22 protein-coding genes are annotated in these 26913 nt (G+C 41.6%); 16 read left to right on the top strand and 6 right to left on the bottom strand.

Going from position 1 to position 26913, the window contains the following annotated elements:
• Nucleotides 1–443: 443 nt before the first annotated feature.
• From adcR to QM460_RS09495, 4 genes are read left to right on the top strand one after another with little or no spacing between them, the layout of a single operon-like run.
• Nucleotides 444–884, top strand: coding sequence for a zinc-dependent transcriptional regulator AdcR (gene adcR, locus QM460_RS09510; RefSeq protein ID WP_414289961.1), 441 nt, complete (start codon nucleotides 444–446; stop codon nucleotides 882–884).
• On the top strand, nucleotides 884–1588 hold the full coding sequence (locus QM460_RS09505) for a metal ABC transporter ATP-binding protein (RefSeq protein ID WP_045762612.1): 705 nt from the start codon (nucleotides 884–886) through the stop codon (nucleotides 1586–1588). Before adcR ends, QM460_RS09505 begins: the two co-directional genes overlap by 1 nt.
• The gene (locus QM460_RS09500) at nucleotides 1581–2387 is read left to right on the top strand and encodes a metal ABC transporter permease (protein WP_060956260.1); all 807 of its coding nucleotides are present in this window, start codon (nucleotides 1581–1583) and stop codon (nucleotides 2385–2387) included. Before QM460_RS09505 ends, QM460_RS09500 begins: the two co-directional genes overlap by 8 nt.
• A 9-nt stretch (nucleotides 2388–2396) precedes the next feature.
• Nucleotides 2397–3899, top strand: coding sequence for a zinc ABC transporter substrate-binding protein AdcA (locus tag QM460_RS09495; protein ID WP_414289960.1), 1503 nt, complete (start codon nucleotides 2397–2399; stop codon nucleotides 3897–3899).
• 142 nt (nucleotides 3900–4041) lie between these two features.
• Here QM460_RS09495 and QM460_RS09490 read toward each other — a convergent pair whose 3' ends face one another.
• Complete coding sequence (locus QM460_RS09490; protein WP_223339512.1) at nucleotides 4042–4899, bottom strand: 5'-nucleotidase, lipoprotein e(P4) family; 858 nt, start codon at nucleotides 4897–4899, stop codon at nucleotides 4042–4044.
• Nucleotides 4900–5329: 430 nt separating this feature from the next.
• Here QM460_RS09490 and QM460_RS09485 point away from each other — a divergent pair, with 430 nt between their 5' ends.
• The 3 genes from QM460_RS09485 to QM460_RS09475 all read left to right on the top strand — a co-directional run bounded on the left by QM460_RS09485 (nucleotide 5330) and on the right by QM460_RS09475 (nucleotide 13637).
• Nucleotides 5330–8932, top strand: coding sequence for a DNA-directed RNA polymerase subunit beta (locus QM460_RS09485; RefSeq protein ID WP_075228392.1), 3603 nt, complete (start codon nucleotides 5330–5332; stop codon nucleotides 8930–8932).
• 32 nt (nucleotides 8933–8964) lie between these two features.
• The gene (rpoC, locus tag QM460_RS09480; RefSeq protein WP_414289959.1) at nucleotides 8965–12627 is read left to right on the top strand and encodes a DNA-directed RNA polymerase subunit beta'; all 3663 of its coding nucleotides are present in this window, start codon (nucleotides 8965–8967) and stop codon (nucleotides 12625–12627) included.
• A 446-nt stretch (nucleotides 12628–13073) separates the two neighbouring features.
• Nucleotides 13074–13637 carry a sugar O-acetyltransferase gene (locus QM460_RS09475; protein ID WP_414289958.1) on the top strand — a complete coding sequence of 188 codons (564 nt, stop codon included), beginning with the start codon at nucleotides 13074–13076 and terminating at the stop codon, nucleotides 13635–13637.
• 137 nt (nucleotides 13638–13774) lie between these two features.
• Here QM460_RS09475 and QM460_RS09470 read toward each other — a convergent pair whose 3' ends face one another.
• Together QM460_RS09470 and QM460_RS09465 are read right to left on the bottom strand one after the other, a co-directional pair.
• Nucleotides 13775–14458, bottom strand: coding sequence for a DUF4956 domain-containing protein (locus QM460_RS09470; protein WP_414289957.1), 684 nt, complete (start codon nucleotides 14456–14458; stop codon nucleotides 13775–13777).
• On the bottom strand, nucleotides 14451–15227 hold the full coding sequence (locus tag QM460_RS09465; RefSeq protein WP_414289956.1) for a polyphosphate polymerase domain-containing protein: 777 nt from the start codon (nucleotides 15225–15227) through the stop codon (nucleotides 14451–14453). Before QM460_RS09465 ends, QM460_RS09470 begins: the two co-directional genes overlap by 8 nt.
• A 206-nt stretch (nucleotides 15228–15433) precedes the next feature.
• Between QM460_RS09465 and QM460_RS09460 the strand changes: the two genes are divergently transcribed.
• On the top strand, nucleotides 15434–16681 hold the full coding sequence (locus QM460_RS09460; protein WP_414289955.1) for a carbohydrate-binding domain-containing protein: 1248 nt from the start codon (nucleotides 15434–15436) through the stop codon (nucleotides 16679–16681).
• A 62-nt stretch (nucleotides 16682–16743) separates the two neighbouring features.
• Here QM460_RS09460 and QM460_RS09455 read toward each other — a convergent pair whose 3' ends face one another.
• From QM460_RS09455 to QM460_RS09445, 3 genes are all read right to left on the bottom strand, one after another.
• On the bottom strand, nucleotides 16744–16947 hold the full coding sequence (locus QM460_RS09455; protein WP_414289954.1) for a CsbD family protein: 204 nt from the start codon (nucleotides 16945–16947) through the stop codon (nucleotides 16744–16746).
• Between the two features lie 117 nt (nucleotides 16948–17064).
• Nucleotides 17065–17697, bottom strand: coding sequence for a DUF421 domain-containing protein (locus QM460_RS09450; protein ID WP_414289953.1), 633 nt, complete (start codon nucleotides 17695–17697; stop codon nucleotides 17065–17067).
• Nucleotides 17694–18146, bottom strand: coding sequence for a DUF3290 family protein (locus tag QM460_RS09445; protein WP_414289952.1), 453 nt, complete (start codon nucleotides 18144–18146; stop codon nucleotides 17694–17696). Before QM460_RS09445 ends, QM460_RS09450 begins: the two co-directional genes overlap by 4 nt.
• Before the next feature lie 186 nt (nucleotides 18147–18332).
• Between QM460_RS09445 and QM460_RS09440 the strand changes: the two genes are divergently transcribed.
• The 8 genes from QM460_RS09440 to QM460_RS09405 all read left to right on the top strand — a co-directional run bounded on the left by QM460_RS09440 (nucleotide 18333) and on the right by QM460_RS09405 (nucleotide 26861).
• Nucleotides 18333–19097 (top strand): nucleoside phosphorylase, encoded by a 765-nt coding sequence (locus QM460_RS09440; RefSeq protein WP_414289951.1) that lies wholly within the window; start codon nucleotides 18333–18335, stop codon nucleotides 19095–19097.
• Nucleotides 19098–19129: 32 nt separating this feature from the next.
• Nucleotides 19130–20509, top strand: a complete 1380-nt coding sequence (locus QM460_RS09435) for a TrkH family potassium uptake protein (protein WP_414289950.1) — start codon at nucleotides 19130–19132, stop codon at nucleotides 20507–20509.
• A gap of 13 nt (nucleotides 20510–20522) precedes the next feature.
• Nucleotides 20523–21188, top strand: coding sequence for a potassium channel family protein (locus QM460_RS09430; protein ID WP_414289949.1), 666 nt, complete (start codon nucleotides 20523–20525; stop codon nucleotides 21186–21188).
• A 157-nt stretch (nucleotides 21189–21345) separates the two neighbouring features.
• A complete protein-coding gene (locus QM460_RS09425; RefSeq protein ID WP_414289948.1) occupies nucleotides 21346–23514 on the top strand; it encodes an SSURE domain-containing protein in 2169 nt (722 codons plus the stop codon).
• Between the two features lie 123 nt (nucleotides 23515–23637).
• A complete protein-coding gene (locus tag QM460_RS09420) occupies nucleotides 23638–24336 on the top strand; it encodes a response regulator transcription factor (protein WP_414289947.1) in 699 nt (232 codons plus the stop codon).
• On the top strand, nucleotides 24333–25385 hold the full coding sequence (locus QM460_RS09415) for a sensor histidine kinase (RefSeq protein ID WP_414289946.1): 1053 nt from the start codon (nucleotides 24333–24335) through the stop codon (nucleotides 25383–25385). Before QM460_RS09420 ends, QM460_RS09415 begins: the two co-directional genes overlap by 4 nt.
• A gap of 194 nt (nucleotides 25386–25579) precedes the next feature.
• Entirely contained in the window at nucleotides 25580–26191 is a 612-nt protein-coding gene (gene rpsD / locus QM460_RS09410; RefSeq protein ID WP_000092756.1) for a 30S ribosomal protein S4, read from the top strand.
• Between the two features lie 205 nt (nucleotides 26192–26396).
• Nucleotides 26397–26861: a sigma-70 family RNA polymerase sigma factor gene (locus QM460_RS09405; protein WP_414289945.1), complete on the top strand. Its 465-nt coding sequence runs from the start codon at nucleotides 26397–26399 to the stop codon at nucleotides 26859–26861.
• Nucleotides 26862–26913 lie beyond the last annotated feature (52 nt).

Raw genomic sequence — 26913 nt, 5'->3', positions numbered from 1 at the left:
ACATCTAGAATCTGGATATTAGGGTCTTTAATATCGAGTAGTTTTGTGATAAAATGTAATTGTTCCATATGATTCTTTCTAATGATGGTTTGGTCGCTTTTCATTATAGATCTTATGGGACTTTTTTCTACACAAAAATAGGCTCCATAATATCCATAGGGGATTTACCCACTACAAATATTATAGAGCCGAAAAATAATTCTAAAGGATGAAAACATCTCAGGTGTTTTCATCTTTTTTCTTGACTCCTTGCTTGGATGTGATATACTTAACTAGTAAAGGAATGGTGTGATACTCAATAAAAATCAAAGAGCAAACTAGGAAGCGAGACGCAGGCTGTACTTGAGTACGCCAAGACGAAGCTGACGTGGTTTGAATTTGATTTTTGAAGAGTATGAAAACCTTGTATTTATAGAAATTCCGTTCTGAGAAAGGAGCAAATCATGAGACAGTTGGCAAAAGATATCGATCGTTTTTTAAATGAGATTATTCTCAAGGCGGAAAACCAGCATGAAATTCTCATTGGTCATTGTACCAGTGATGTAGCCTTGACCAATACCCAGGAGCATATTCTCATGCTTTTATCAGAGGAGTCGCTCACCAACTCTGAGTTGGCGCGTCGTCTCAATGTCAGTCAAGCTGCCGTTACAAAGGCTATCAAATCCCTGGTTAAGGAGGGAATGTTAGAAACGTCTAAGGATCCCAAGGATGCTCGTGTTGTCTTCTATCAATTGACAGACTTGGCTCGACCTATTGCTGAGGAACACCACCATCATCATGAACATACCCTCTCGACTTATGAGCAGGTTGCCACTCAGTTTACGCCAAACGAACAAAAAATTATCCAGCGGTTTTTAACTGCTTTAGTAGGAGAAATCAAGTAATGAGATACATCACAGTAGAGGATTTGTCCTTCTATTATGACAAGGAACCTGTGCTTGAGCATATCAATTACAGTGTTGATAGTGGGGAATTTGTCACACTGACAGGAGAAAATGGAGCAGCCAAGACAACGCTAATCAAGGCTAGCCTTGGAATTCTTCAACCACGAATTGGGAAAGTAACCATCTCAAAGACAAATATTCATGGGAAAAAATTAAGAATCGCCTATCTTCCTCAGCAGATCGCCAGTTTTAATGCAGGTTTTCCTAGTACTGTTTATGAGTTTGTCAAATCAGGTCGCTACCCAAGAAAGGGCTGGTTCCGTCGTTTGAATGCCCATGATGAAGAACACATTAAGGCTAGTTTAAACTCAGTTGGTATGTGGGAACATCGGGATAAACGCATTGGTTCTCTCTCTGGTGGGCAAAAGCAAAGAGCGGTCATTGCACGTATGTTTGCTTCAGATCCAGATATCTTTATCTTGGATGAGCCGACAACAGGGATGGATGCAGGTACCAAAAATGAATTTTATGAACTCATGCATCACAGTGCCCACCATCATGGCAAGGCTGTTCTGATGATTACTCACGATCCTGAAGAAGTCAAGGACTATGCAGATCGTAACATCCACCTTGTCCGTGACCAAGATTCGCCATGGCGTTGTTTCAATGTCCATGAAAATGATCAGGAGGTGGACCATGTTTAATCTATTTTCTTATGATTTTATGCAGCGGGCCTTTTTGGCTGTTATTGCCATGAGTCTTTTTTCGCCAGTACTGGGAACCTTCCTCATCTTGCGTCGTCAAAGTCTCATGAGTGATACACTGAGTCACGTATCGCTATCAGGTGTGGCCTTTGGTTTGGTTTTAGGGATTTCTCCGACCATCTCGACTATTGCTATTGTCTTGATTGCGGCGGTCTTTCTTGAATATCTACGTACGGTTTACAAGAGCTTTATGGAGATTGGAACAGCCATCCTCATGTCAACAGGTCTTGCGGTTTCACTCATTGTTATGAGTAAGGGTAAGAGCTCTAGCTCGATGAGTTTGGACCAATACCTCTTTGGTTCTATTGTGACTATTAGTCAAGAGCAGGTAATTGGACTCTTTGTCATTGCAGCGGTTGTTTTAATCCTGACCTTCCTCTTTTTAAGACCTATGTACATCTTAACTTTTGACGAGGATACAGCTTTTGTAGATGGTCTTCCAGTGCGTACTATGTCTATCCTCTTTAACATGGTGACGGGTGTGGCTATTGCTCTTATGATTCCCGCTGCAGGAGCACTCTTGGTATCGACCATCATGGTCCTACCAGCTAGTATCGCTTTGCGTTTAGGGAAGAACTTTAGTTCGGTGATGATTCTTGCCAGCGTTATTGGTTTTCTAGGTATGGTGGCGGGACTTTATATCTCCTACTATGCAGAGACACCACCGAGTGCAAGTATTACCATTATCTTTGTAGTTGTCTTTTTGTTAGTCAGCTTACTCAAACGTTTTATCAAATAGGAGAAGAAAATGAAAAAACTAGGCCTACTTTTGGCAAGTCTTGTGACAGTTTTCTTGGTAGCTTGTTCCAATCAAAAACAAGCAGACGGGAAATTAAATATCGTTACAACTTTCTATCCTGTCTACGAATTTACCAAGCAAGTAGCAGGAGATACAGCCAATGTCGAACTCTTAATCGGGGCAGGGACAGAACCACATGATTATGAACCATCGCCTAAAGCAGTCGCTAAAATTCAAGACGCTGATGCCTTTGTTTATGAAAATGAGAACATGGAAACATGGGTTCCCAAGCTTTTAGATTCACTAGATGCGAAAAAAGTAAAAACAATCAAGGCTACTGGAGATATGTTGCTTCTTCCAGGTAGTGAAGAAGAGGAAGACCATGACCATGGCGAAGAAGGCCATCATCACGAGTATGATCCTCACGTATGGTTGTCTCCTGCGCGTGCCATTAAGCTTGTAGAGCACATTCGTGACAGTTTATCAGCTGACTATCCTGATAAAAAAGCAACCTTTGAGCAAAATGCAGCTGCCTATATCGAGAAATTACAAGCTCTGGATAAGGCCTATACTGAAGGACTTTCTAGTGCTAAACAAAAGAGTTTTGTGACTCAACACGCGGCCTTTCGTTACTTAGCTTTAGACTATGGACTCACTCAAGTCTCTATCTCAGGTCTTTCACCAGATGCGGAGCCTTCAGCAAGCCGTTTGGCAGAATTGACCGAATACATTAAGAAAAATAAGATTTCTTATATCTACTTTGAAGAAAATGCCTCACAAGCCCTAGCTAATACCCTCTCAAAAGAAACAGGTGTCAAGCTAGATGTTCTGAATCCTCTTGAAAGCTTGACAGAAGAGGACATGAAAGCCGGTGAGAATTACATCTCTGTCATGGAGAAAAACCTCAAGGCCCTCAAGCAGACAACTGATCAGGCAGGAGCAGAGATTGAACCAGAAAAGGCAGAGGAAACTAAAACCGTTCAAAATGGTTACTTTGAGGATGCAGATGTTAAGGACCGTACCCTAAGTGATTATGCTGGTAACTGGCAGTCAGTTTATCCTTTCCTTGAAAATGGGACTCTTGACCAAGTATTTGACTACAAGGCTAAATTGACTGGCAAGATGACTAAGGATGAGTACAAGGCATATTATCAAAAAGGTTACCAAACAGATGTATCTAAGATTAATATCACGGATAATACTATGGAATTCATCCAAGGTGGCCAAAGTAAGAAATATACTTACAAGTATGTCGGCAAGAAAATCCTGACTTATAAGAAAGGGAATCGTGGAGTCCGTTATCTCTTTGAAGCGACAGATGCGGACGCTGGACAATTCAAGTATGTTCAATTCAGCGACCACAATATCGCCCCAGTCAAGGCAGAGCATTTCCATATCTTTTTTGGAGGCACTAGTCAAGAAGCCCTCTTTGAAGAAATGGATAACTGGCCAACCTACTATCCAGAGAATTTATCTGGTCAAGAAATCGCCCAAGAAATGTTGGCTCATTAAGATACGATTCACATGATAAAAGCGAACAGGAAAGTTTTCTGGTTATCAGAATCCTCTCTTGTCCGCTTTTTTGAGTTTTGTCAGTTAAAGAGCTTTTGCACTTCTTTTTGTACTTATGGCCTTATTGAATACCAAGTTTTCATTACTTGTCAAAGCCTTGTAAAGCCTTTTCGCGTTCTTCTACTTGTCCCTTGGCATCTAGTTTATTACCACCGTAAACTGCTGTTTCCCATGATCCATACATTGGATTTGGGAAGATGATGAATTTTTCACCAAATTCTTTTTGCAATTCTTCAAGTTGTTTGTCACGATCAGCTTCAGAAGTCTTAGAAAAATCTGCAAAGTCTACAAGGTTATCACCAAATAGTAACACAAGATTTGTCTTTTCTTGAACCGCTTGTCGACGACCTTCTTTGGATTTTACACCACTTTCTAGGAACATGAGGTGATCACGTCCTTGTACAGGAATACCTTCGCTTTCTAGATTTTTAATGGTAGCATCTACTTGGTCGACTGAACGGTCAGAAATATAGTAGATTTGGACACCGTTTTGATCGGCAAACTGAAGAAAATCTTTAGCACCTGGGACGGCTTTTGCTGCAGCTTTTTGGACCCAAACATCCCAATTTTCAGGTGTGAATGCTGTTCCATCTTTGACATTTTGAACTTGATAAGGACTGTTATCTAGGACCGTTTCGTCCAAGTCCAAAACAATCGAATAAGGCTTGTCTGATTCTGTTTTCAGTAATTCCTTTAGACGATCTGTAGCAACATTATAACCTTGTAGATACAAGGCTTTTGTTTCGGCCGCTTTTTGATACCAGAGAGTTGACATGGTATTTTCTCTAGACCGTAGTTGGTCGTAAGTCATTGTAATCTGATTGTCAGATGAGTTATTAGCGGATGTTTGTGTTTCTGTGGATTTTGTGGCGCAGCTGGTCAATAAGATGACAGATGCAAGTGCAGAAACGATTGTAACAGTGGTTTTAGCTGTTTTCATAAAATGTCTCCTGTCTATTAATTTCAATAACAGTATAGCATGAGGGAATAGTTAAGGCAAGCGTTTTCCTAAATATGGACTTGATTTTCCAAAGAAAGATGTAGATAATTAACGGATTAGAGGAAGAGAAAAATATTTTAAAACCTTGAAAAATCTAGCTAAATAGGGTATAATATAAATAATCATTTGTCGTAGGTTTTGTCTGAAATATTGTCCGGACAAGGCTCACAGCAGTTAAATCTCCTGAAAAAGTCGGATTTAGCTGCTCTTTTTGTGCTTTTTTTCAAGTTTTTTGACCTTTGTAACAAAGATTTAAAGATTCTGAAAATTAGTCAAGGGGGATAAGTTGATAGGGTTTTTAGAACCATCTAACGATAATTACTAGCTTAGATCACTAAGCTTGGAACTTTATTTAAAAAGGAGAATCATCTTGGCAGGACATGACGTTCAATACGGGAAACATCGTACCCGTCGTAGTTTTTCAAGAATCAAAGAAGTTCTTGACTTACCAAATTTGATTGAAATTCAAACTGATTCATTCAAAGATTTCCTAGACCATGGTCTGAAGGAAGTGTTTGAAGATGTATTGCCAATTTCAAACTTCACAGACACAATGGAGTTGGAATTTGTTGGCTACGAAATCAAAGAACCTAAATATACGCTTGAAGAGGCTCGTATCCACGATGCTAGCTACTCAGCACCTATCTTTGTAACCTTCCGCTTGATTAACAAAGAAACTGGCGAAATCAAGACACAGGAAGTTTTCTTTGGTGATTTCCCAATCATGACTGAGATGGGAACCTTTATCATCAACGGTGGTGAACGTATCATCGTATCACAGTTGGTGCGTTCTCCAGGTGTTTACTTTAATGACAAGGTAGACAAAAATGGTAAAGTGGGTTACGGTTCAACTGTTATCCCTAACCGTGGAGCTTGGTTGGAACTTGAAAGCGACTCAAAAGACATCGCCTATACTCGTATCGACCGTACTCGTAAGATTCCATTTACGACCTTGGTTCGTGCGCTTGGTTTCTCAGGCGATGATGAAATCTTTGATATCTTTGGTGACAGCGATCTTGTTCGTAACACTGTTGAAAAAGATATTCACAAGAACCCAATGGACTCTCGTACAGACGAAGCTTTGAAGGAAATCTACGAACGCCTTCGTCCAGGTGAGCCTAAGACTGCTGAAAGCTCACGTAGCTTGCTTGTAGCTCGTTTCTTTGACCCACGTCGTTATGACTTGGCTGCAGTTGGTCGTTACAAGATCAATAAAAAACTCAATGTTAAAACACGTTTGCTTAACCAAACCATTGCTGAGCCATTGGTAGACCCTGAAACAGGTGAAATCTTGGTAGAAGCTGGAACAATCATGACTCGTAGCGTGATTGAGAGCATTGAAAGCCATTTGGATGGTGATTTGAACAAGATTGTCTACATTCCAAATGATGCGGCTGTAGTAACAGAGCCAGTTGTTCTTCAAAAGTTCAAGGTTGTAGCACCAACTGATCCAGATCGTGTTGTAACAATCATCGGTAATGCAAATCCAGATGATAAAGTTCGCACTATCACACCAGCAGACATCCTTGCTGAAATGAGCTATTTCCTCAACTTGGCTGAAGGTATCGGTCGTGTGGATGATATCGACCACCTTGGAAATCGTCGTATCCGTGCCGTTGGTGAATTGCTTGCCAACCAAGTACGCCTTGGACTTTCACGTATGGAACGTAACGTTCGTGAACGTATGTCTGTTCAAGATAACGAAGTATTAACACCTCAACAAATCATTAATATCCGTCCAGTAACTGCAGCAATCAAAGAATTCTTTGGTTCTTCTCAATTGTCACAGTTCATGGACCAACACAACCCGCTTTCTGAGTTGTCACACAAACGTCGTTTGTCTGCCTTAGGACCTGGTGGTTTGACACGTGACCGCGCTGGATATGAAGTGCGTGACGTGCACTACACTCACTATGGTCGTATGTGTCCAATCGAGACACCTGAGGGGCCAAACATCGGTTTGATCAACAACTTGTCTTCATACGGACACCTCAACAAGTATGGCTTCATTCAAACACCATACCGCAAGGTTGACCGTGAAACTGGAAAAGTAACTAACGAAATCGTTTGGTTGACTGCTGATGAAGAAGATGAGTACACAGTAGCACAGGCTAACTCTAAATTGAACGCAGATGGCACTTTTGCTGAAAAAGTTGTCATGGGACGTCACCAAGGGGTTAACCAAGAATACCCAGCTTCAAGTGTTGATTACATGGACGTTTCTCCAAAACAGGTAGTTGCCGTTGCGACAGCATGTATTCCTTTCTTGGAAAACGACGACTCCAACCGTGCCCTCATGGGTGCCAACATGCAACGTCAGGCTGTACCATTGATTAATCCAAAAGCACCTTACGTTGGTACTGGTATGGAATATCAAGCAGCCCACGACTCTGGAGCGGCTGTAATTGCTCAGTATGATGGTAAAGTTACTTATGCCGATGCTGACAAGGTAGAAGTTCGTCGTGAAGATGGCTCATTGGATGTTTACCATATCCAAAAATTCCGTCGTTCAAACTCAGGTACTGCTTACAACCAACGTACGCTTGTTAAAGTTGGTGACGTTGTAGAAAAAGGCGACTTTATTGCAGATGGACCTTCTATGGAAAATGGAGAAATGGCGCTTGGGCAAAATCCAATCGTTGCCTACATGACATGGGAAGGTTACAACTTCGAGGATGCCGTTATCATGAGCGAACGCTTGGTGAAAGACGATGTCTACACATCTGTCCACCTTGAAGAATATGAATCAGAAACACGCGATACAAAGCTTGGACCTGAAGAAATCACTCGTGAAATTCCAAACGTTGGTGAAGATGCTCTTAAAGACCTTGACGAAATGGGAATTATCCGTATCGGTGCTGAGGTTAAAGAAGGGGACATCCTTGTAGGTAAAGTAACACCTAAGGGTGAGAAAGACCTTTCAGCTGAAGAACGTCTCTTGCACGCTATCTTCGGAGACAAGTCTCGTGAAGTTCGTGATACTTCTCTTCGTGTACCACACGGTGCCGATGGTGTTGTTCGTGATGTTAAGATCTTTACACGTGCAAATGGAGATGAATTGCAATCAGGTGTTAACATGCTGGTTCGAGTTTACATCGCTCAAAAACGTAAGATCAAGGTCGGAGATAAGATGGCCGGACGTCACGGAAACAAAGGGGTTGTCTCTCGTATCGTTCCTGTAGAAGACATGCCTTACCTTCCAGACGGAACTCCAGTTGATATCATGTTGAACCCACTTGGGGTGCCATCACGTATGAATATCGGTCAGGTTATGGAGCTCCACCTTGGTATGGCAGCTCGTACTCTTGGTATTCACATCGCAACACCAGTCTTTGACGGAGCAAGTTCAGAAGATCTTTGGTCAACTGTTAAGGAAGCAGGTATGGATAGCGATGCTAAGACTATCCTTTACGATGGACGTACTGGTGAACCATTTGATAACCGTGTGTCAGTTGGTGTCATGTACATGATCAAACTTCACCACATGGTTGATGATAAATTGCACGCTCGTTCAGTCGGACCATATTCAACCGTTACCCAACAACCACTCGGAGGTAAAGCTCAGTTTGGTGGACAACGTTTCGGTGAGATGGAGGTTTGGGCGCTTGAAGCCTATGGTGCATCAAATGTTCTTCAAGAAATCTTGACTTACAAGTCTGACGATATCAACGGACGTTTGAAAGCTTATGAAGCTATTACAAAAGGAAAACCAATTCCAAAACCAGGTGTTCCAGAATCCTTCCGAGTTCTTGTTAAAGAATTGCAATCACTTGGTCTTGACATGCGTGTCCTTGACGAAGATGATCAAGAAGTTGAACTTCGTGATCTTGATGAGGGCATGGACGAAGATGTCATCCACGTAGATGACCTTGAAAAAGCACGTAAAAAAGCTGCTGAAGAAGCAAAAGCTGCTTTTGAAGCTGAAGAAGGTGCAAAAGCGGAAGCAACAGAAGAAGCTACTGAACAAGAATAAGTAGCTCACTTAGAATAGAAAGGGAAGAAATAGTGGTTGACGTAAATCGTTTTAAAAGTATGCAAATCACCCTAGCTTCTCCAAGTAAAGTCCGTTCATGGTCTTATGGAGAAGTCAAAAAACCTGAAACAATCAATTACCGTACGTTGAAACCAGAACGTGAAGGACTATTTGACGAAGTCATCTTTGGTCCTACAAAAGACTGGGAATGTGCTTGTGGTAAGTACAAACGCATTCGTTACAGAGGGATTGTTTGTGACCGTTGTGGTGTTGAAGTAACGCGTACAAAAGTTCGTCGTGAACGTATGGGACACATCGAGTTGAAAGCTCCTGTATCTCATATCTGGTATTTCAAGGGAATTCCAAGCCGTATGGGCTTGACCCTTGATATGAGTCCTCGTGCCCTCGAGGAAGTAATCTACTTTGCTGCTTACGTGGTGATCGATCCGAAGGATACACCACTTGAGCACAAATCTATCATGACAGAGCGTGAATATCGTGAGCGCTTGCGTGAATATGGCTACGGATCATTCGTTGCTAAAATGGGTGCCGAAGCTATCCAAGACCTCTTGAAACAAGTAGATCTTGAAAAAGAAATTGCTGAACTTAAAGAAGAATTGAAAACAGCAACTGGGCAAAAACGTATCAAAGCTATCCGTCGTTTGGATGTTTTGGATGCCTTTTACAAGTCTGGAAACAAACCTGAATGGATGATTCTTAACATCCTTCCGGTTATTCCACCAGATCTTCGTCCAATGTTGCAGTTGGATGGTGGCCGTTTTGCCTCATCTGACTTGAACGACCTTTACCGTCGTGTTATCAACCGTAACAACCGTTTGGCTCGTTTGCTTGAGTTGAACGCACCAGGTATCATCGTTCAAAATGAGAAGCGTATGCTTCAAGAAGCGGTTGACGCTTTGATTGACAATGGTCGTCGTGGTCGTCCAATTACAGGACCAGGTAGCCGTCCACTTAAATCATTGAGCCACATGCTCAAAGGTAAACAAGGACGCTTCCGTCAAAACTTGCTCGGTAAACGTGTTGACTTCTCAGGACGTTCCGTTATCGCCGTTGGTCCAACTCTTAAGATGTACCAATGTGGTGTGCCACGTGAAATGGCAATCGAGCTCTTTAAACCATTCGTGATGCGTGAAATCGTTGCGCGCGATATCGTGCAAAACGTTAAAGCGGCTAAACGCTTGGTAGAACGTGGAGATGAACGTATCTGGGATATCCTCGAAGAAGTTATCAAAGAACACCCAGTACTTTTGAACCGCGCACCTACCCTTCACCGTTTGGGTATCCAAGCCTTTGAACCTGTCTTGATTGACGGTAAAGCCCTTCGCTTGCACCCACTTGTCTGTGAAGCCTACAATGCCGACTTTGACGGTGACCAAATGGCCATACACGTACCGCTCTCAGAAGAAGCCCAAGCAGAAGCTCGTATCTTGATGCTGGCTGCTGAGCATATCTTGAACCCGAAAGACGGTAAACCCGTTGTTACTCCATCTCAGGACATGGTTTTGGGTAACTACTACTTGACCATGGAAGAAGCTGGTCGTGAAGGTGAAGGAATGGTCTTCAAAGACCGTGACGAAGCTGTTATGGCTTACCGCAATGGCTATGTTCACCTCCACTCACGTGTTGGTATCGCAACAGACAGCCTCAACAAACCATGGACAGAAGAGCAAAAACACAAAATCTTGCTTACAACTGTTGGTAAGATCCTCTTCAACGACATCATGCCAGAGGGTCTACCATACTTGCAAGAACCAAACAATGCCAACTTAACAGAAGGCGTTCCAGATAAATACTTCTTGCCACTTGGTGGAGATATCAAGGAAGCAATCAGCAATCTTGAACTTAACCCTCCATTCAAGAAGAAAAACCTTGGAAATATCATCGCTGAAATCTTCAAACGTTTCCGTACGACAGAAACTTCTGCCCTACTTGACCGTATGAAGAACCTCGGTTACCACCACTCAACTCTTGCAGGATTGACAGTGGGTATTGCCGACATTCCAGTCGTTGAAGACAAGGCTGAAATCATCGAAGAATCACACAAACGTGTAGAACAAATCACGAAACAATTCCGTCGTGGTATGATCACAGACGACGAGCGTTACAATGCTGTAACAGCTGAATGGCGTGCTGCCCGTGAAAAGCTTGAGAAACGATTGATTGCCAACCAAGATCCTAAGAACCCAATCGTTATGATGATGGACTCTGGAGCCCGTGGTAACATCTCAAACTTCTCACAGCTTGCCGGTATGCGTGGTCTGATGGCTGCTCCGAACGGACGTATCATGGAATTGCCAATCCTTTCAAACTTCCGTGAAGGTTTGTCAGTGCTCGAAATGTTCTTCTCAACTCACGGTGCTCGTAAAGGTATGACCGATACGGCCCTTAAGACAGCCGACTCAGGTTACTTGACTCGTCGTTTGGTTGACGTTGCCCAAGACGTTATCATTCGTGAGGATGACTGTGGAACTGACCGTGGTCTCTTGATCCGTTCTATTACTGAAGGTAAAGAGATGATTGAGTCTCTTGAAGAACGTCTCAATGGTCGTTACACTAAGAAAACTGTTAAACACCCAGAAACTGGTGCAGTTATCATTGGTCCAAATGAATTGATCACAGAAGACAAGGCGCGTGAAATCGTCAATGCTGGTGTTGAAGAAGTGACTATCCGCTCTGTATTTACATGTAACACTCGTCATGGTGTCTGCCGTCATTGTTATGGTATCAACTTGGCGACTGGTGATGCGGTTGAAGTTGGTGAAGCAGTTGGTACAATTGCTGCTCAATCTATCGGGGAACCTGGTACACAGCTTACAATGCGTACCTTCCACACGGGTGGGGTTGCCTCAAATACCGATATCACTCAGGGTCTTCCTCGTGTCCAAGAAATCTTTGAAGCCCGCAATCCTAAAGGGGAAGCGGTTATCACAGAGGTCAAAGGACAAGTTACTGCTATCGAAGAAGATGCTTCAACTCGTACTAAGAAAGTCTTCGTTAAGGGTGAAACTGGTGAAGGCGAATACGTGGTACCATTTACAGCTCGTATGCGTGTTGAAGTTGGGGACCAAGTCTCTCGTGGTGCAGCATTGACAGAAGGTTCAATCCAACCAAAACGTCTCCTTGCTGTACGTGATGTCTTGTCAGTTGAAACTTACCTCCTCGGTGAAGTACAAAAAGTTTACCGTAGCCAAGGGGTAGAAATCGGTGACAAACACATCGAGGTAATGGTTCGTCAAATGATCCGTAAAGTTCGAGTTATGGATCCAGGAGACACAGATCTTCTCATGGGAACACTTATGGACATCAACGACTTTACAGATGCTAACAAGGATGTTCTTATCGCAGGTGGAGTGCCAGCGACTGGTCGTCCAGTCCTTATGGGAATCACCAAAGCCTCACTTGAAACAAATAGTTTCTTGTCAGCAGCTTCCTTCCAGGAAACAACTCGTGTCCTTACAGACGCAGCTATCCGTGGTAAGAAAGACCATCTCCTTGGTCTTAAGGAAAATGTTATTATCGGTAAGATTATCCCAGCTGGTACAGGTATGGCGCGTTACCGTAACCTTGAACCACAAGCAGTCAACGAAGAGTCTTACCTAGCATCTTCACAAGAAGAAGCTCCAGTTGATACGACTGTAGAAGAAGTCGTTGAAACTGTTGAAGTAAGCGAATAAGTAGGTGTTACTTAAGATCTGAGATGAAAAGATTAATCATTCACTATAGATTCTTAAGAAGGATCCACTAGATAAAAAAGCGAACAAGGCAGAATTCTGATTGTCAGAAAACTAGCTTTGCTCGCTTTTTTTCAAGGTTAGACTTGTGTTTTATAGTAGATTGAATCTAGAACAGTACACTACAACTGCTAAAAATATTTCTAGAAATTAGTTTGACTTTCCTAATCTCTCTGTTCGCATCTTATTTCAATCCACTATATAAACATTTTTTCAATTTTAAATTTATAGTAGATCAAATACAAAACGGTACACTGTGAATTCTAAAAAATGCTAGAAATTGACTTAACTACTCTGGTAAATTTGTTCAGATTCTATTTCATTTCACTATAACTTGCTCGAAATTTAAAACTATGCTACAATCATCTAAAAAGCAAAGAAATTAAAACATGAAAAGTGAATACCAAAAAATGATTGCGGGGGAACCCTATCACCCATTCGACCCAGAACTTCGTTCTCTAGCACAAACAGCGCGACAAAAGCAAGCTGCTTTTAATGAAGAGGTAGATCCAGTAAAAGGTATAGAAATCATCAAAGGATGGTTTGGTTCTACTGGTGAAAATCTCTACATCAACACTCGCTTGATGGTAGATTACGGGGTCAATATTCATCTTGGAGAAAATTTTTATTCCAATTGGAATTTAACTATGCTAGATGTTTGTCCTATAACCATAGGTGACAATGCTATGATTGGTCCTAATTGTCAGTTTTTAACACCCCTTCACCCACTGGACCCCGACGAACGAAACTCGGGACTAGAATTTGGCAAACCCATCACGATTGGTAAGAACTTTTGGGCAGGTGGTGGTGTCATTGTCCTACCGGGTGTTACTTTAGGGGATAATGTCGTTGCAGGAGCAGGAGCGGTTATTACAAAATCCTTTGGTGATAATGTAGTTCTAGCAGGAAATCCAGCACGAGTTATCAAAGAGATTCCAGTTAAAGGAAATTAAAGGTTGTAGAAAGAGAAAGTGAAGTCTTTTTCACAAGAACTCTTTGGAATCGAAAAGCCTAACCAGTCTCAGTATCAAAAACTTATTGCTAGCAAAAAACGAGGTGGGAATTTTTATCCTAGCCTCGTTTTTCGTCTTTAGAGATTTTTTCTCTTTTTAGCTTTTTTAGTCAATGCTACATCGCACTGATCAATATTTTGTGTGAGGTAGCTAGTCACTTGGAAATCGTCTGCCTCTGTTTTTAGCTCGACTTCATAGACAATGCTAAGGTTGTCCCCTGCATTTGTGCTATTGATCGTAATCATGTCAATTTCTGAGCAGAATTGGTCAAGAGCTGATTGGATAGCTTCCTGTACCTTCTCTTGATTGGCTACCGTGATTGTCAAAAGTCTACGACGTTGATTGTCAGTTTTGACTTGTTGATTTTCCAAAAGGAACCAAACGCCCAAGATAAAGAGCGTGAAGAGAATTGCTAGGAAGAGATAGCCTGTTCCACAAGCTAAACCGATAATCATGGCAAGGAAAATTGCAATCAGTTCTCTTGAACCACTAGTTGCAGAACGGAAACGAATCAAACTAAAGGTTCCGGCTACAGCAATTGAAGTACCCAAGCTCCCATTGACCAGAAAAATAACCAAGGTCATAAGGCAGGGAAGCAGAGTCAAGCTGATAGCAAATTCTCTGGTGTAGAGGGTCCGATATTTGTAGGTCCAAGTAAGTGCCAAACCGAGGACTAGACTGACTAGAAGTGCCAGCAGTAGTTGGAAGGGGTCTGCACTTGCAGTGGCATTGTTGAGAATTGAGTTAAATAGATTAAGCATAAGTGGTACCTGCGCTTTCTATACTGGGACGTGGTGCATAAGGAAGCCCTTGAGATTTGTGGTAAGCACAACTGTATTTTGAAAATTTGTGCTCCATCAAACTATACTTGTCTAGGATGTCTTGTAACCACTGGGGTTTGTTTCCAGGAGCTTTAATCTCCATAATCACAGTATTATCATCTAGTAAAGCATCTCCATGGTTTCCAGCGAAAAGACTGACATTTTCATCTCTATAGACTAGATTTTGGTCAATTGTGATACGAATTTTGTTATAGTTGTAGCCCTCGATGTATTTTTTTTCTTTTAATGAATAACGATCGTAGTAGATGTACATACGAGGCTGGATTGCTTGCTTGTAATCCTGATGAAGTTTTTTCACTTTTTCAATGACGACTGTATCAGTAATGCTAGCATCCAGGTGCCCTTTTGTCATAAAATTAAGAATAGAAATAGGAGTTGAGAGTAGTCTGAATTTGCGACCAACTCCTTCTTGATCCTTGGTTTTGATTTCTAAAAATACTTGACTATCTACTTTAGGTTGGCTGAGATAGGTCCGCATCCGAACCTTTTCTTTTCGATTATTTCTAAAATCATCATCTTGGAGCATAGCAAAGTCTTCCGTATCAAAGTAGATATTTGAAATAGTTGAAATTGGATAGTCGTCTTCTACTAAATATTCCTTTAAATCTTGAATCAGTTTGTCTATTTTATCTTTGGAGACAATATATTTGGTTTCAATCCGTTTGAAAGTTGTTTCTAATGGTTTCATAAGTATTTCTCCTCTTGCTTTCAGTTATACTATTTTTAAACAAGGTGAACTTGCTTGTCTACAATTCTAGAGGGGATTTCTAAAACTTTTGTTAAATTTAACTTAATTGAAACTAAACTTAAGAAAACTTTCAGAAAAAGTTTAGGCTTCTTTTAGGAAAGACCCGTAGACTAAGAGCATGTAAAATGAAAGACGAGGAAACGAGCATGAAAGCAAAAAAATGGACATTCCTATTAACAAGTATAACAACTCTAGCACTGGTAACAGCATGTACCCAGTCAACTTCAAATACAACAGCTAGCAATAGTACTGCAACGACAGCAGTAACTACTAATAAGAAAACATCTAGTTACTTTACAGATAAGGACTATGATACTTCTTATGATGAAAAAACAGCTGCAACTGTAACTTTGTCAGGATCAACGGCGACGGTATCAGGTGATGGAGTAGCCGTATCAGGTTCTACAGTTACAATCTCTAAGTCAGGAACTTATGTAATTTCTGGTCAATCCGACGGAGTTCAAATCAAGATCGAAGCTGGAAGTTCAGATGACATACACATCGTACTAAACGGTGTAACAATGACCAATGCCAATGCAGCTATTTCAGCAACATCAGCTGGCCATGTTTACCTCACTCTAGCAGATGGTACCACCAATAGCCTCTCAGATTCAGCTTCAAACAGTGATGATAAGGCAGATGCGGCTCTCTTCTCTAAAGTGGATTTGACCATCAACGGAAAAGGAACCCTCAATGTAGATGGCAAGAAAAACAATGCTATCAAGGCTAACGATACACTTCACATCACAGGTGGAACCTACAACATCACAGCAGTTGGAGATGCCTTTAATGTTAATGATGAACTCAACATCACTGGCACAACCATGACAATCGATGCCAAGGAAGACGGGGTCAAGGTCGACAATGATGACGATACTTCTGTTGGAACCATGTATCTCTCTGATAACACTATAACCGTTACTGCAGGTGATGATGGTATCCATGCCTCAGGTGATTTGGTCATCGATAGTGGAACCTATACCGTCAAGAATTCTACCGAAGGGCTTGAAGGTAAATCTATCACCATCAACAGTGGGGATATTACCATCTATTCAACAGATGATGGTGTCAATGCGGCCAACAAAAACGCCCAACAAAGTGAAATTTTCTTTACCATGAATGGTGGGAATTTGACAGTTGAAGTTGGCCAAGGGGATACAGATCCAATTGACTCAAATGGGAATATCACAGTTAATGGAGGAACTATCAAAATGACTGGTCAATCTGGTTTTGACTTTGACGGAACAGCGACCTACACAGGTGGAGATATCTACCTCAACGGTGAAAAACAAACGGAAATCGTCAATTCTATGCCTGGAGGCGGAGGAGCACCTGGCGGTGGCCCTCAAGGAAATGGTGGCCCTGGTGGTGGTGCACCTGGCGGAAAACCATAAAATAAAATCTCCTTTCTCGAAAGAGAAGGGAGAGTTTTTTATGTTGTTAGAACGAAAAAGAATTATTCTTCGTCTTTTTTAAAGATGTTTTTTACACCAGATACTGCACCTTCGACAGCTTCTTTTGCATCTTCAGCAACTTCTTTAGCTTTTGCAGCTACTTTTTCTGCAGCTCCTTCCGCTTGAGTTTTTGTATCGCCAGTAAGTTTACCAAAACCTTCTTTAACAGAACCTTTAGCTTGGTTGAATTTTTCTTCGATTGACATGGGTGTTACCTCCGTTAATTTATTCCATCATCTAAATTCCATCAGATAATAACTTAAGTATATCCCCTTTATTGTTAAAAAGCAAAAAACTGATACGAAAAGCATCAGTTTATTTTTTTAATAGGTTACAATGTTCAATTGACCTTTATCATATTCAGCGATAAAGATATTAGAAACGTCTTCGAAACCTTCCTCTTTTAATTTTTCTGTTAGCCATTCCTCAGTTTTGCCAATGGTTTCTAGAATTTCAACTTGGACAACACCATCGGTAATCACAGGGTATTTAGGATTTTCATCGCCCATTCTTACGACAATCAATTGTCCGTTTTGCTCAATCACAGCTCGCTTGACGTCTTTTAGTTGGAAGATTCCTTGAGAACGTAATTTAAGAGCTACATCTGCAGCTGCAAGACCTTTTGAACGACAGGCTTCAGGCTCTAACTTACCATTTTTAATGATAATAGTAGGTTTTCCGTCAATTAAGTGTTTGAAAAAGGAAATATTAGTATTCAACCATTTAAGGAGCAGGATGAGAATAGTCCAGATGATGAGGATAACAACGTATTGGATGATGGTGATTGAGCTATTGTAGATAACCCCACCAATAATACCCCCAAGAACAAAGTTCTGTACTTGGTCTACTGCAGAACTTGGTGCAAGATTTCCTTTCCCCGTCACGTTAATAACAAAGACTAAAGAAAGAAGCCCCAAGGCCAATTTAATCGCAATTGTAGCAAAAAAGCTTATCATTTTTCAACCTCCACGAGTTCCACATCTGATTTATAGAGTTCTATCTTTTCTAATAGGTAGCTATCTTGGTCACTTCCGCTAATAGCACGATAAAAATTGTTATCAACCTTAATAATGGCTCCGTCAGTTGTAGCTGAAGTATTGACGTAGACAGCCTTTTTATCAACACCTAACTCTTTTGAGACAATCTCGATGAAGTGTAAGGAACTACGAAATTGATTATCATTGGATTGGTTGTTTTGAAGATTCGTAATGCTTATCAAAATGAAAGCAATTAAGGTTAAAATAGAAATAATCGATAATTCACGGAACTTACTTCCTCTCTTATCTTTAAAAGCCTTAAATGCAAAAAATCCAGTCACAATAAGCAGTAAAGTTGATGCGATAATCATGACCCAATTCTGTTGACTAATCTGGCTGAGCACATAGTCATAGGAATAGAATTTCATAAAACTCCCTCACTTTTTTTAAATTCAATCTATTATAAAATAATTCCTTTGCTACAGCAATTTTTTTTAGTACGGGAATTAGTTTTTAATTTTTCTTTCCTATTAAAGGTAAGTTTTTTATTTAGGGTTCACCTTGACTTTCTTTTTGTTTTTGATACAATAGTAAAAATTTAGAGGAGGTATTCTATGATTCAGAAACATGCCATTCCTATTTTAGAGTTTGATGACAATCCTCAGGCAGTCATTATGCCCAATCATGAAGGTTTGGATTTACAGTTGCCAAAGAAGTGTATTTATGCGTTTTTGGAGGAGGAGATTGACCGCTATGCTCAGGAAGCGGGAGCAGAGTGCGTTGGGGAGTTTGTGTCTGCCACTAAAACCTATCCTGTTTATGTCATGAGATACAAGGGTGAGGAAGTGTGTCTGGCTCAGGCTCCTGTTGGTTCTGCCCCTGCAGCCCAGTTCATGGATTGGTTGATTGGTTACGGTGTGGAGAAAATCATTTCCACTGGAACCTGTGGTGTCCTAGCCGATATAGAGGAAAATGCCTTTCTAGTTCCAGTTCGAGCCCTACGAGATGAAGGAGCCAGCTACCATTATGCACCACCTTCTCGTTATATGGATGTTCATGTAGAAGCTGTTTCTGCTATCGAGCAAGTCTTGGAACAACTAGGTGTCCCTTACGAAGAAGTCATGACCTGGTCGACAGACGGATTTTACCGAGAAACCGCTGAAAAAGTTGCCTATCGCAAGGAAGAAGGCTGTGCAGTTGTAGAGATGGAGTGTGCTGCTCTTGCAGCAGTGGCTCAACTTCGTGGAGTTGTCTGGGGTGAGTTGCTGTTCACGGCTGATTCATTGGCAGATCTTGATAACTATGACCAGCGCGATTGGGGTGCGGAAGCTTTTGAAAAGGCGCTAGAACTCTGTCTTGAGATTGTTAGTCATATGTGAGTATTCTCAGTTTTTTGTGGTACAATGTAGCTATGTTATTAAAATCAATTGTTGAAAAAATAAATACCACTTTGGGGCGTTTATCACCTGCTCGGCGAATCTTTTTAAGCTTTGCTTTGGTTATTTTTCTAGGTTCCCTCCTGTTGAGTCTACCACTCGTACAAGCTCCAACATCTCATGCCGGTTATTTTGATCATTTGTTTACAGCTGTATCCATGGTCTGTGTGACAGGACTCTTTACCTTACCTGTCGCTTCTACCTACAATGTTTGGGGGCAGTTGATTTGTATGGTTTTGATTCAGATTGGTGGTTTGGGGCTCATGACCTTTATAGGGGTCTTCTATATTCAAAGCAAGCAAAAGATGAGTCTTCGAGGTCGTGAAACGATTCTGGAGAGTTTTAGTTTTGAAGAAACTCAGTCTTTGAAGGATTTTCTACGTTCCATCTTTTTTACAACTTTTTTAGTAGAAGGTTTAGGAGCCTTTCTGCTGAGTTTTCGTTTTATCCCCGAGTTTGGCTGGGGGCGAGGTATTTTAACGTCTATCTTTTTGGCGATTTCAGCTTTCTGTAATGCTGGATTTGATAATTTTGGAAGTACGAGTTTGCTAGCCTTTCAGACAGATCCTTTGGTTAATCTAGTGATTGCTGGCTTGATTATTACAGGTGGTCTAGGTTTTATGGTCTGGTTTGATCTAGCCACTCAATTGGGAAAGAAGAAAAAACGCCGTCTTCGTTTCCATACTAAGCTGGTTCTCTTCTTAACAGCGGGGATTTTATTTGCTGGAACAGTTTCAACCCTCTTGATAGAGTGGAATAATTCGGGAACGATTGGGAATCTTAGCTTCCTGGATAAATTGCTGGTTAGCTTCTTCCAAACTGTCAGCATGAGAACAGCAGGTTTTGCTTCTATTGATTACACTCAAGCTAGACCTGTCACTTTGCTGATTTATATCTTACAGATGTTTCTCGGTGGAGCACCTGGAGGAACAGCAGGAGGACTTAAAATCACGACCTTCTTTGTTTTGTTGGTATTCGCACGCAGTGAGTTTTTAGGGTTACCTCATGCCAATGTAGCACAGAGAACGATTGAACCTCGGACAGTCCAAAAATCATTCAGTGTCTTCATTATTTTTTTATTGACTTTTCTGGTTGGCTTGATTTTACTAGGAATAACAGCAGAAGGGAATCCGAAATTTATCTACCTGATGTTTGAAACTATTTCAGCACTTGCTACGGTTGGAGTAACTGCAAATCTGACACCAGAGTTAGGCAAATTAGCTCTTAGCATCGTCATGCTACTGATGTTTATCGGACGAATTGGGCCACTGACGCTATTAGTCAGTTTGGCTGAGTATCGGCCAGATAAGAAAGATATGATTCACTATATGAAAGCAGATATAACCATAGGATAAGAAAGGATAAGCTATGTCAGATCGGACAATCGGAATTTTAGGCTTGGGTATTTTTGGGAGTAGTGTTCTGGCTGCTCTCGCCAAGCATGATATAAATATTATCGCTATTGACAACCATGAGGAACGAATCAATCAATTTGAACCAGTCTTGGTGCGTGGTGTTGTTGGAGATATCACAGATGAGGAACTCTTGCTATCAGCTGGAATTGATACCTGCGATACCGTAGTCGTCGCAACTGGTGAAAATCTAGAGTCTAGTGTTCTTGCAGTCATGCATTGCAAGAGTCTAGGGGTACCGACTGTTATTGCTAAGGTTAAAAGCCATACAGCAAAAAAAGTCCTTGAAAAAATCGGTGCAGACTCAGTCATTTCACCAGAGTTTGAGATGGGTCGTTCGTTGGCACAGACGATTCTCTTTAATAACAGTGTAGATGTCTTTCAGTTGGACAAGAATGTCTCAATTGTCGAGATGAAAATTCCACAATCGTGGTCAGGTAAGAGTCTAAGTCAACTTGATCTTCGAGGACGGTACAATCTCAATATCCTCGGTTTTCGTGACTACGAAAATGCTCCCTTAGATGTACAGTTTGGGCCAAATGACCTTTTGAAAGCTGATGCCTATATCATGGCGGTAATCAATAACCAATATTTGGATACCCTAGCAAGCCTTAGCGAGTAGAAGAGGAATGACTATTCTTTTTTTCAACGACTATTGAGTCAATATAAGTATTTTATAAGAGGGATTTAAGAAAAATTTTAACTTTTTCTTAATCCTTTTTAATTTTAGGAGATTATACTAGAGTCATCAAATAAAGAAAAACTCTAAGGAGAATCCTATGAAATTCAATCCAAATCAAAGATATACTCGTTGGTCTATTCGCCGTCTTAGTGTCGGTGTTGCCTCAGTTGTTGTAGCCAGTGGCTTCTTTGTCCTAGTTGGTCAACCAAGTTCCGCACGTGCCGATGTAGTCAATCCCACCCCTGCTCAAGTTGTACCAGACGCTGTCTCGGTGAGTGAAAAGAGCGACTTACCAGCAGAACTTCTCAAAGAAGCAGTCGATACAGCTCTTCCTTCAGAACAGGCAGACTCAACACCTAAAGTCAGCTTGGATACTATAAACTCTCCAGAAAAAGTAGCTGCAGGTGCTAAAGACCAAGTAGCAGCGCCCAAAGAAGAAGTGCAGGCAAAACCAGAATCTAATAAACAAACAGAAGATGCGGTTAAACCTGCGACAAATCCTGCGCCTACAGTTTCTGGACAAGACCGTGAAGTAAATGAAGCGCAACCAGCAACTACCCCAGCTGAAGTGCAAAAAGGTGTAGTCGACAATACTAAAGACACAGTAGATGTTCCAGCTACTTACCTAGACAAAGCCAATTTCCCAGGCCCATTCACAGCTGGTGTCAACCAAGTCATCCCATACGAGTTCTTCGCTGGTGACGGTATGTTGACCCGCCTCATCTTGAAAGCCTCTGACAAGGCCCCATGGTCAGACAACGGTTCAGCTAAAAATCCTGCTCTTCCACCAGTAGAGAAATTGGGCAAAGGCCTCTACTTCTATGAAGTGGATTTGGCAGGTACCCAAGGTAAATCTGACAAAGAGCTTCTAGACCTCTTGAAACAAAATGGTACACAAAGTTATAAAGCTACTATTAAAGTGTACGGTGCAAAAGATGGCAAGGCAGACTTGAGCAACCTCGTAGCGACTAAGGATTTGGATGTCAACTTGAACGGCTTGACCACTCCAGCTGAAGTTCAAAAAGGTGTGACTGACAACACCAAAGACACAGTAGATGTCCCAGCTACTTACTTGGATAAGGCCAACTTCCCAGGCCCATTCACAGCTGGTGTCAACCAAGTCATCCCATACGAATTCTTCGCCGGTGACGGCATGTTGACCCGCCTCATCTTGAAAGCCTCTGACAAGGCCCCATGGTCAGACAACGGTTCAGCTAAAAATCCTGCTCTTCCACCAGTAGAGAAATTGGGCAAAGGCCTCTATTTCTATGAAGTGGATTTGGCCGGCACCCAAGGTAAATCTGATAAAGAGCTTCTAGACCTCTTGAAACAAAACGGCACTCAAAGTTATAAAGCTACTATTAAAGTGTATGGTGCAAAAGATGGCAAGGCAGACTTGAGCAACCTCGTAGCGACTAAGGATTTGGATGTCAATTTGAATGGCTTGACTACCCCAGCTGAAGTGCAAAAAGGTGTAGCCGATAATACTAAAGATACGGTGGATGTCCCAGCTACTTACTTGGACAAGGCCAACTTCCCAGGTCCATTCACAGCTGGTGTCAACCAAGTCATTCCATACGAATTCTTCGCTGGTGACGGTATGTTGACTCGTCTGATTTTGAAAGCTTCAGACAAGGCTCCATGGTCAGACAATGGCTCAGCTAAACACCCCGCTCTTCCACCAGTAGAGAAATTGGGCAAAGGCCTCTACTTCTATGAAGTGGATTTGGCCGGTACTCAAGGAAAATCTGATAAAGAGCTTCTTGATTTCTTGAAACAAAACGGTACTCAAAGTTATAAAGCTACTATTAAAGTGTACGGTGCTAAAGATGGCAAGGCCGATTTGAGCAATCTTGTAGCGACTAAAGATTTGACAGTGAACTTGAATGGACATCAGTCTCTTGTTCCGATGCAGTCAGGTTCCGTCCCATCTTCTAATGGTTCAGCTATGCCGGCTCCAATGATGAATAGTCATCAAGATGCGTCTAAGATGAAATCTAAAATGCCAGCTACTAGCCAGCCTATGGCAACACCAAGTATGCAACAAGATCAAGCTCCAGCAACCTCAAGCAAAATGCCTGATGAAGGCAAGATGGCATCTAATAACAAGGTGTCAAGTCCAATGATGGCTGATCAAATGAAAGACCACATGCTTCCATATACTGGTGAAGCCCAAACATCAATGGCTACTCTTGGATTCTTTGGACTCGCCTTAGCAAGACTGTTAGGTGGACTCGGTTTGAAAGCTAAAAAAGAGGATGACTAGTCTAGCTACAGACTTTCTATCTAGGATTTAAAAAATCCAGATATGGTTTAGAATGTTCGTAAAGAGATTAAAATAGTGTTATACTATTGTGGTATAGCACTGTTTTTTTCAAAGGAGAGACAGATGGGAAAGACCATTTTACTCGTTGACGACGAGGTAGAAATCACAGATATTCATCAACGCTATCTGGTTCAGGCAGGGTATCAGGTTTTGGTGGCTCATGATGGAGTAGAGGCCTTGGAAATCTTCAAGCGAAAACCGATTGATTTGATTATTACAGATATCATGATGCCTCGGATGGATGGTTATGATTTGATTAGTGAGATTCAGTATCAATCTCCGGATCAGCCTTTTCTCTTTATTACGGCTAAGACCAGTGAGCAGGACAAGATTTACGGTCTAAGCCTGGGGGCAGATGACTTTATTGCCAAACCATTTAGTCCTCGTGAGCTTGTTTTACGTGTCCACAATATCTTGCGTCGCCTTCATCGTGGGGGTGAGATAGAGCTTGTCAGTCTCGGGGATTTACGAATGAATCACGGTAGTCATGAGGCTCAAGTAGGAGATGTAGCACTTGATTTGACAGTCAAATCCTTCGAGCTTTTATGGATTTTAGCCAGCAATCCAAAGCGAGTTTTCTCTAAGACAGACCTCTATGAAAAGGTTTGGCAGGAAGACTATGTGGATGATACCAATACATTGAATGTTCATATTCATGCTCTGCGACAGGAGTTGGCTAAACATGCTAGTGCAGAAACGCCCACCATAAAAACAGTTTGGGGCTTGGGCTACAAAATTGAGAAAGCACGAGGTAGTCAATGAAATTAAAAAGTTATATTCTAGTGGGGTATATCATTTCAACACTCCTAACGATTATCGTAGTTTTTTGGGCAGTCCAGCGAATGCTAATTGACGAAAGAGAAATTTATTTCCTAGTGGGGATGACTCTCATGGCTAGTTTTGTCGGTGCTGGGATTAGTCTCTTTCTCCTATCGCCGGTCTTTACTTCATTGGCCAAAGTTAAGGAACATGCCAAGCGAGTAGCGGACAAGGACTTTTCTTCAAATCTGGAGGTTCAAGGGCCGGTGGAATTTCAGCAATTAGGCCAAGCCTTCAATGAAATGTCCCATGATTTGCAGGCGACCTTTGATTCCTTGAAAGAAAGCGAACGAGAAAAGGGCTTGATGATTGCCCAGCTATCGCATGATATCAAGACCCCAATCACTTCAATCCAAGCGACGGTAGAAGGAATTTTGGATGGAGTTATCAAGGAAGGAGAACAAGCCCATTATTTAGCAACCATTGGACGCCAGACAGAACGGCTTAATAAACTGGTTGAAGAGTTGAATTTTTTGACCCTAAATACAGCTAGAAATCAGGTCGAAACAATCAGCAAAGACAGTATTTTTCTGGACCAGCTCTTGATTGAGTGCATGAGTGAATTTCAGTTCTTGATTGAGCAGGAGGAGCGAGATATCCACCTACAGGTAATTCCTGAATCTGCTCGAATTGAAGGAGATTATGCCAAACTTTCTCGTATCTTGGTGAATCTGGTCAATAACGCTTTTAAATACTCTGCTCCAGGAACCAAGCTGAAAGTGGTAGCTAAGCTGGAGGATAGTCAGCTTTCAATCAGTGTGACCGATGAGGGACAGGGGATTGCCCCAGAGGACTTGGAGAATATTTTCAAACGCCTTTATCGTGTAGAAACTTCTCGTAACATGAAAACAGGTGGTCATGGCTTAGGTCTTGCGATTGCGCGCGAATTGGCCCATCAATTAGGTGGAGAAATCACAGTTACTAGCCAGTACGGCCTAGGAAGCACCTTTACCCTCCTTCTCAATCTCTCTGGCAATGAAAATAAAGCTTAAAACCCCTTTACAAATCTAACCATTCATGGTACAATATCCTTTGTGTGAAATATCAGCAGGAAAGCATGAAGCTCGTCAACAGATGTCTTCTGATAAGTAACCTTGGCTGTTTAGGCGAAGGGCATCTGCACGAATCAGGGCTTTCTAAGTGACTATTTCCACCGAAATATTATTTATATCAGGAGGACATACACATGTCACGTTATACAGGACCATCTTGGAAACAAGCTCGTCGCCTTGGCCTTTCACTTACAGGTACAGGTAAAGAATTGGCACGTCGTAACTACGTACCAGGACAACACGGACCAAACAACCGTTCTAAATTGTCAGAATACGGTTTGCAATTGGCTGAAAAACAAAAACTTCGTTTCACTTACGGTGTAGGTGAAAAACAATTCCGTAACTTGTTCGTACAAGCTACAAAAATCAAAGGTGGAATCCTTGGTTTCAACTTCATGCTTCTTTTGGAACGTCGTTTGGATAACGTTGTTTACCGTCTTGGTCTTGCGACTACTCGTCGTCAAGCTCGTCAATTCGTAAACCACGGTCATATCCTTGTTGACGGAAAACGCGTTGATATCCCATCATACCGTGTAACTCCAGGTCAAGTGATCTCAGTTCGTGAAAAATCATTGAAAGTTCCAGCTATCCTTGAAGCAGTAGAAGCAACTCTTGGACGTCCAGCATTCGTATCATTCGATGCTGAAAAATTGGAAGGTTCATTGACTCGCTTGCCAGAACGCGATGAAATCAACCCAGAAATCAACGAAGCACTTGTCGTTGAATTCTACAACAAAATGCTTTAATTTTAAGATTTGTTTTACAAAAAGCCTACAACAGTGGGCTTTTTGCTTTGTCTGAAAATTAGACTTTGAAAAACTAGCAAGTTTTATGTGAATTACAAACTCATAATCAATAACATTACAGACATGAAAAAACACAAGATAGGAACGACGGCCCCTCTTTCCCCCTTTCTCTGCTATACTACAAGCAGAGAAAGGGGGAAAGCAAATGCTTGAAAAGTATTATGAGAAGGTAAAAGGAATTGTTCATAAATGTAGAAAAGATTATTATCTCCACCTGTGGGAGAAGGAGGATTGGGACCAAGAAGGACTGATTTGTCTTCATGAACTTCTAGAACACCATCCAGAACTAGTGGAAGAAGAAAAGAAACTCTACGTCTACTTCAAAACAAAATTTCGCAATCGAATCCTTGATAGCGTCAGAAAACAAGAGAGTCAAAAACGTCGCCTAGACCGGATGGCCTATGAAGAAGTAGGGGAGATTAGCCATCGCCTACCAGAAGGAGGATTGTGGTTGGATGATTACTACGCCCTTCATGAATTGTTGGATACTTATAGAAGAAAATTACCACAAGATAAGCAAGAAGCCTATGAACGCCTCTGGGCAGACGAACGATTTAAAGGCCGCAAAGCCCTTCTCAGAGAGCTGAAGGAAGTAATTCAGGAGAAATGAAAAAAAGTTAAAAAAAGGTGTTGACAAAGTAAGAAAAGTCGGTATAATAGTA

The sequence above is a fragment of the Streptococcus infantis genome, assembly GCF_047464415.1.
GTDB classification, from domain to species: domain Bacteria; phylum Bacillota; class Bacilli; order Lactobacillales; family Streptococcaceae; genus Streptococcus; species Streptococcus infantis_AE.
Note: the sequence above shows the minus strand (reverse complement) of the source record. Positions and strands in the feature narration are given on the sequence as shown.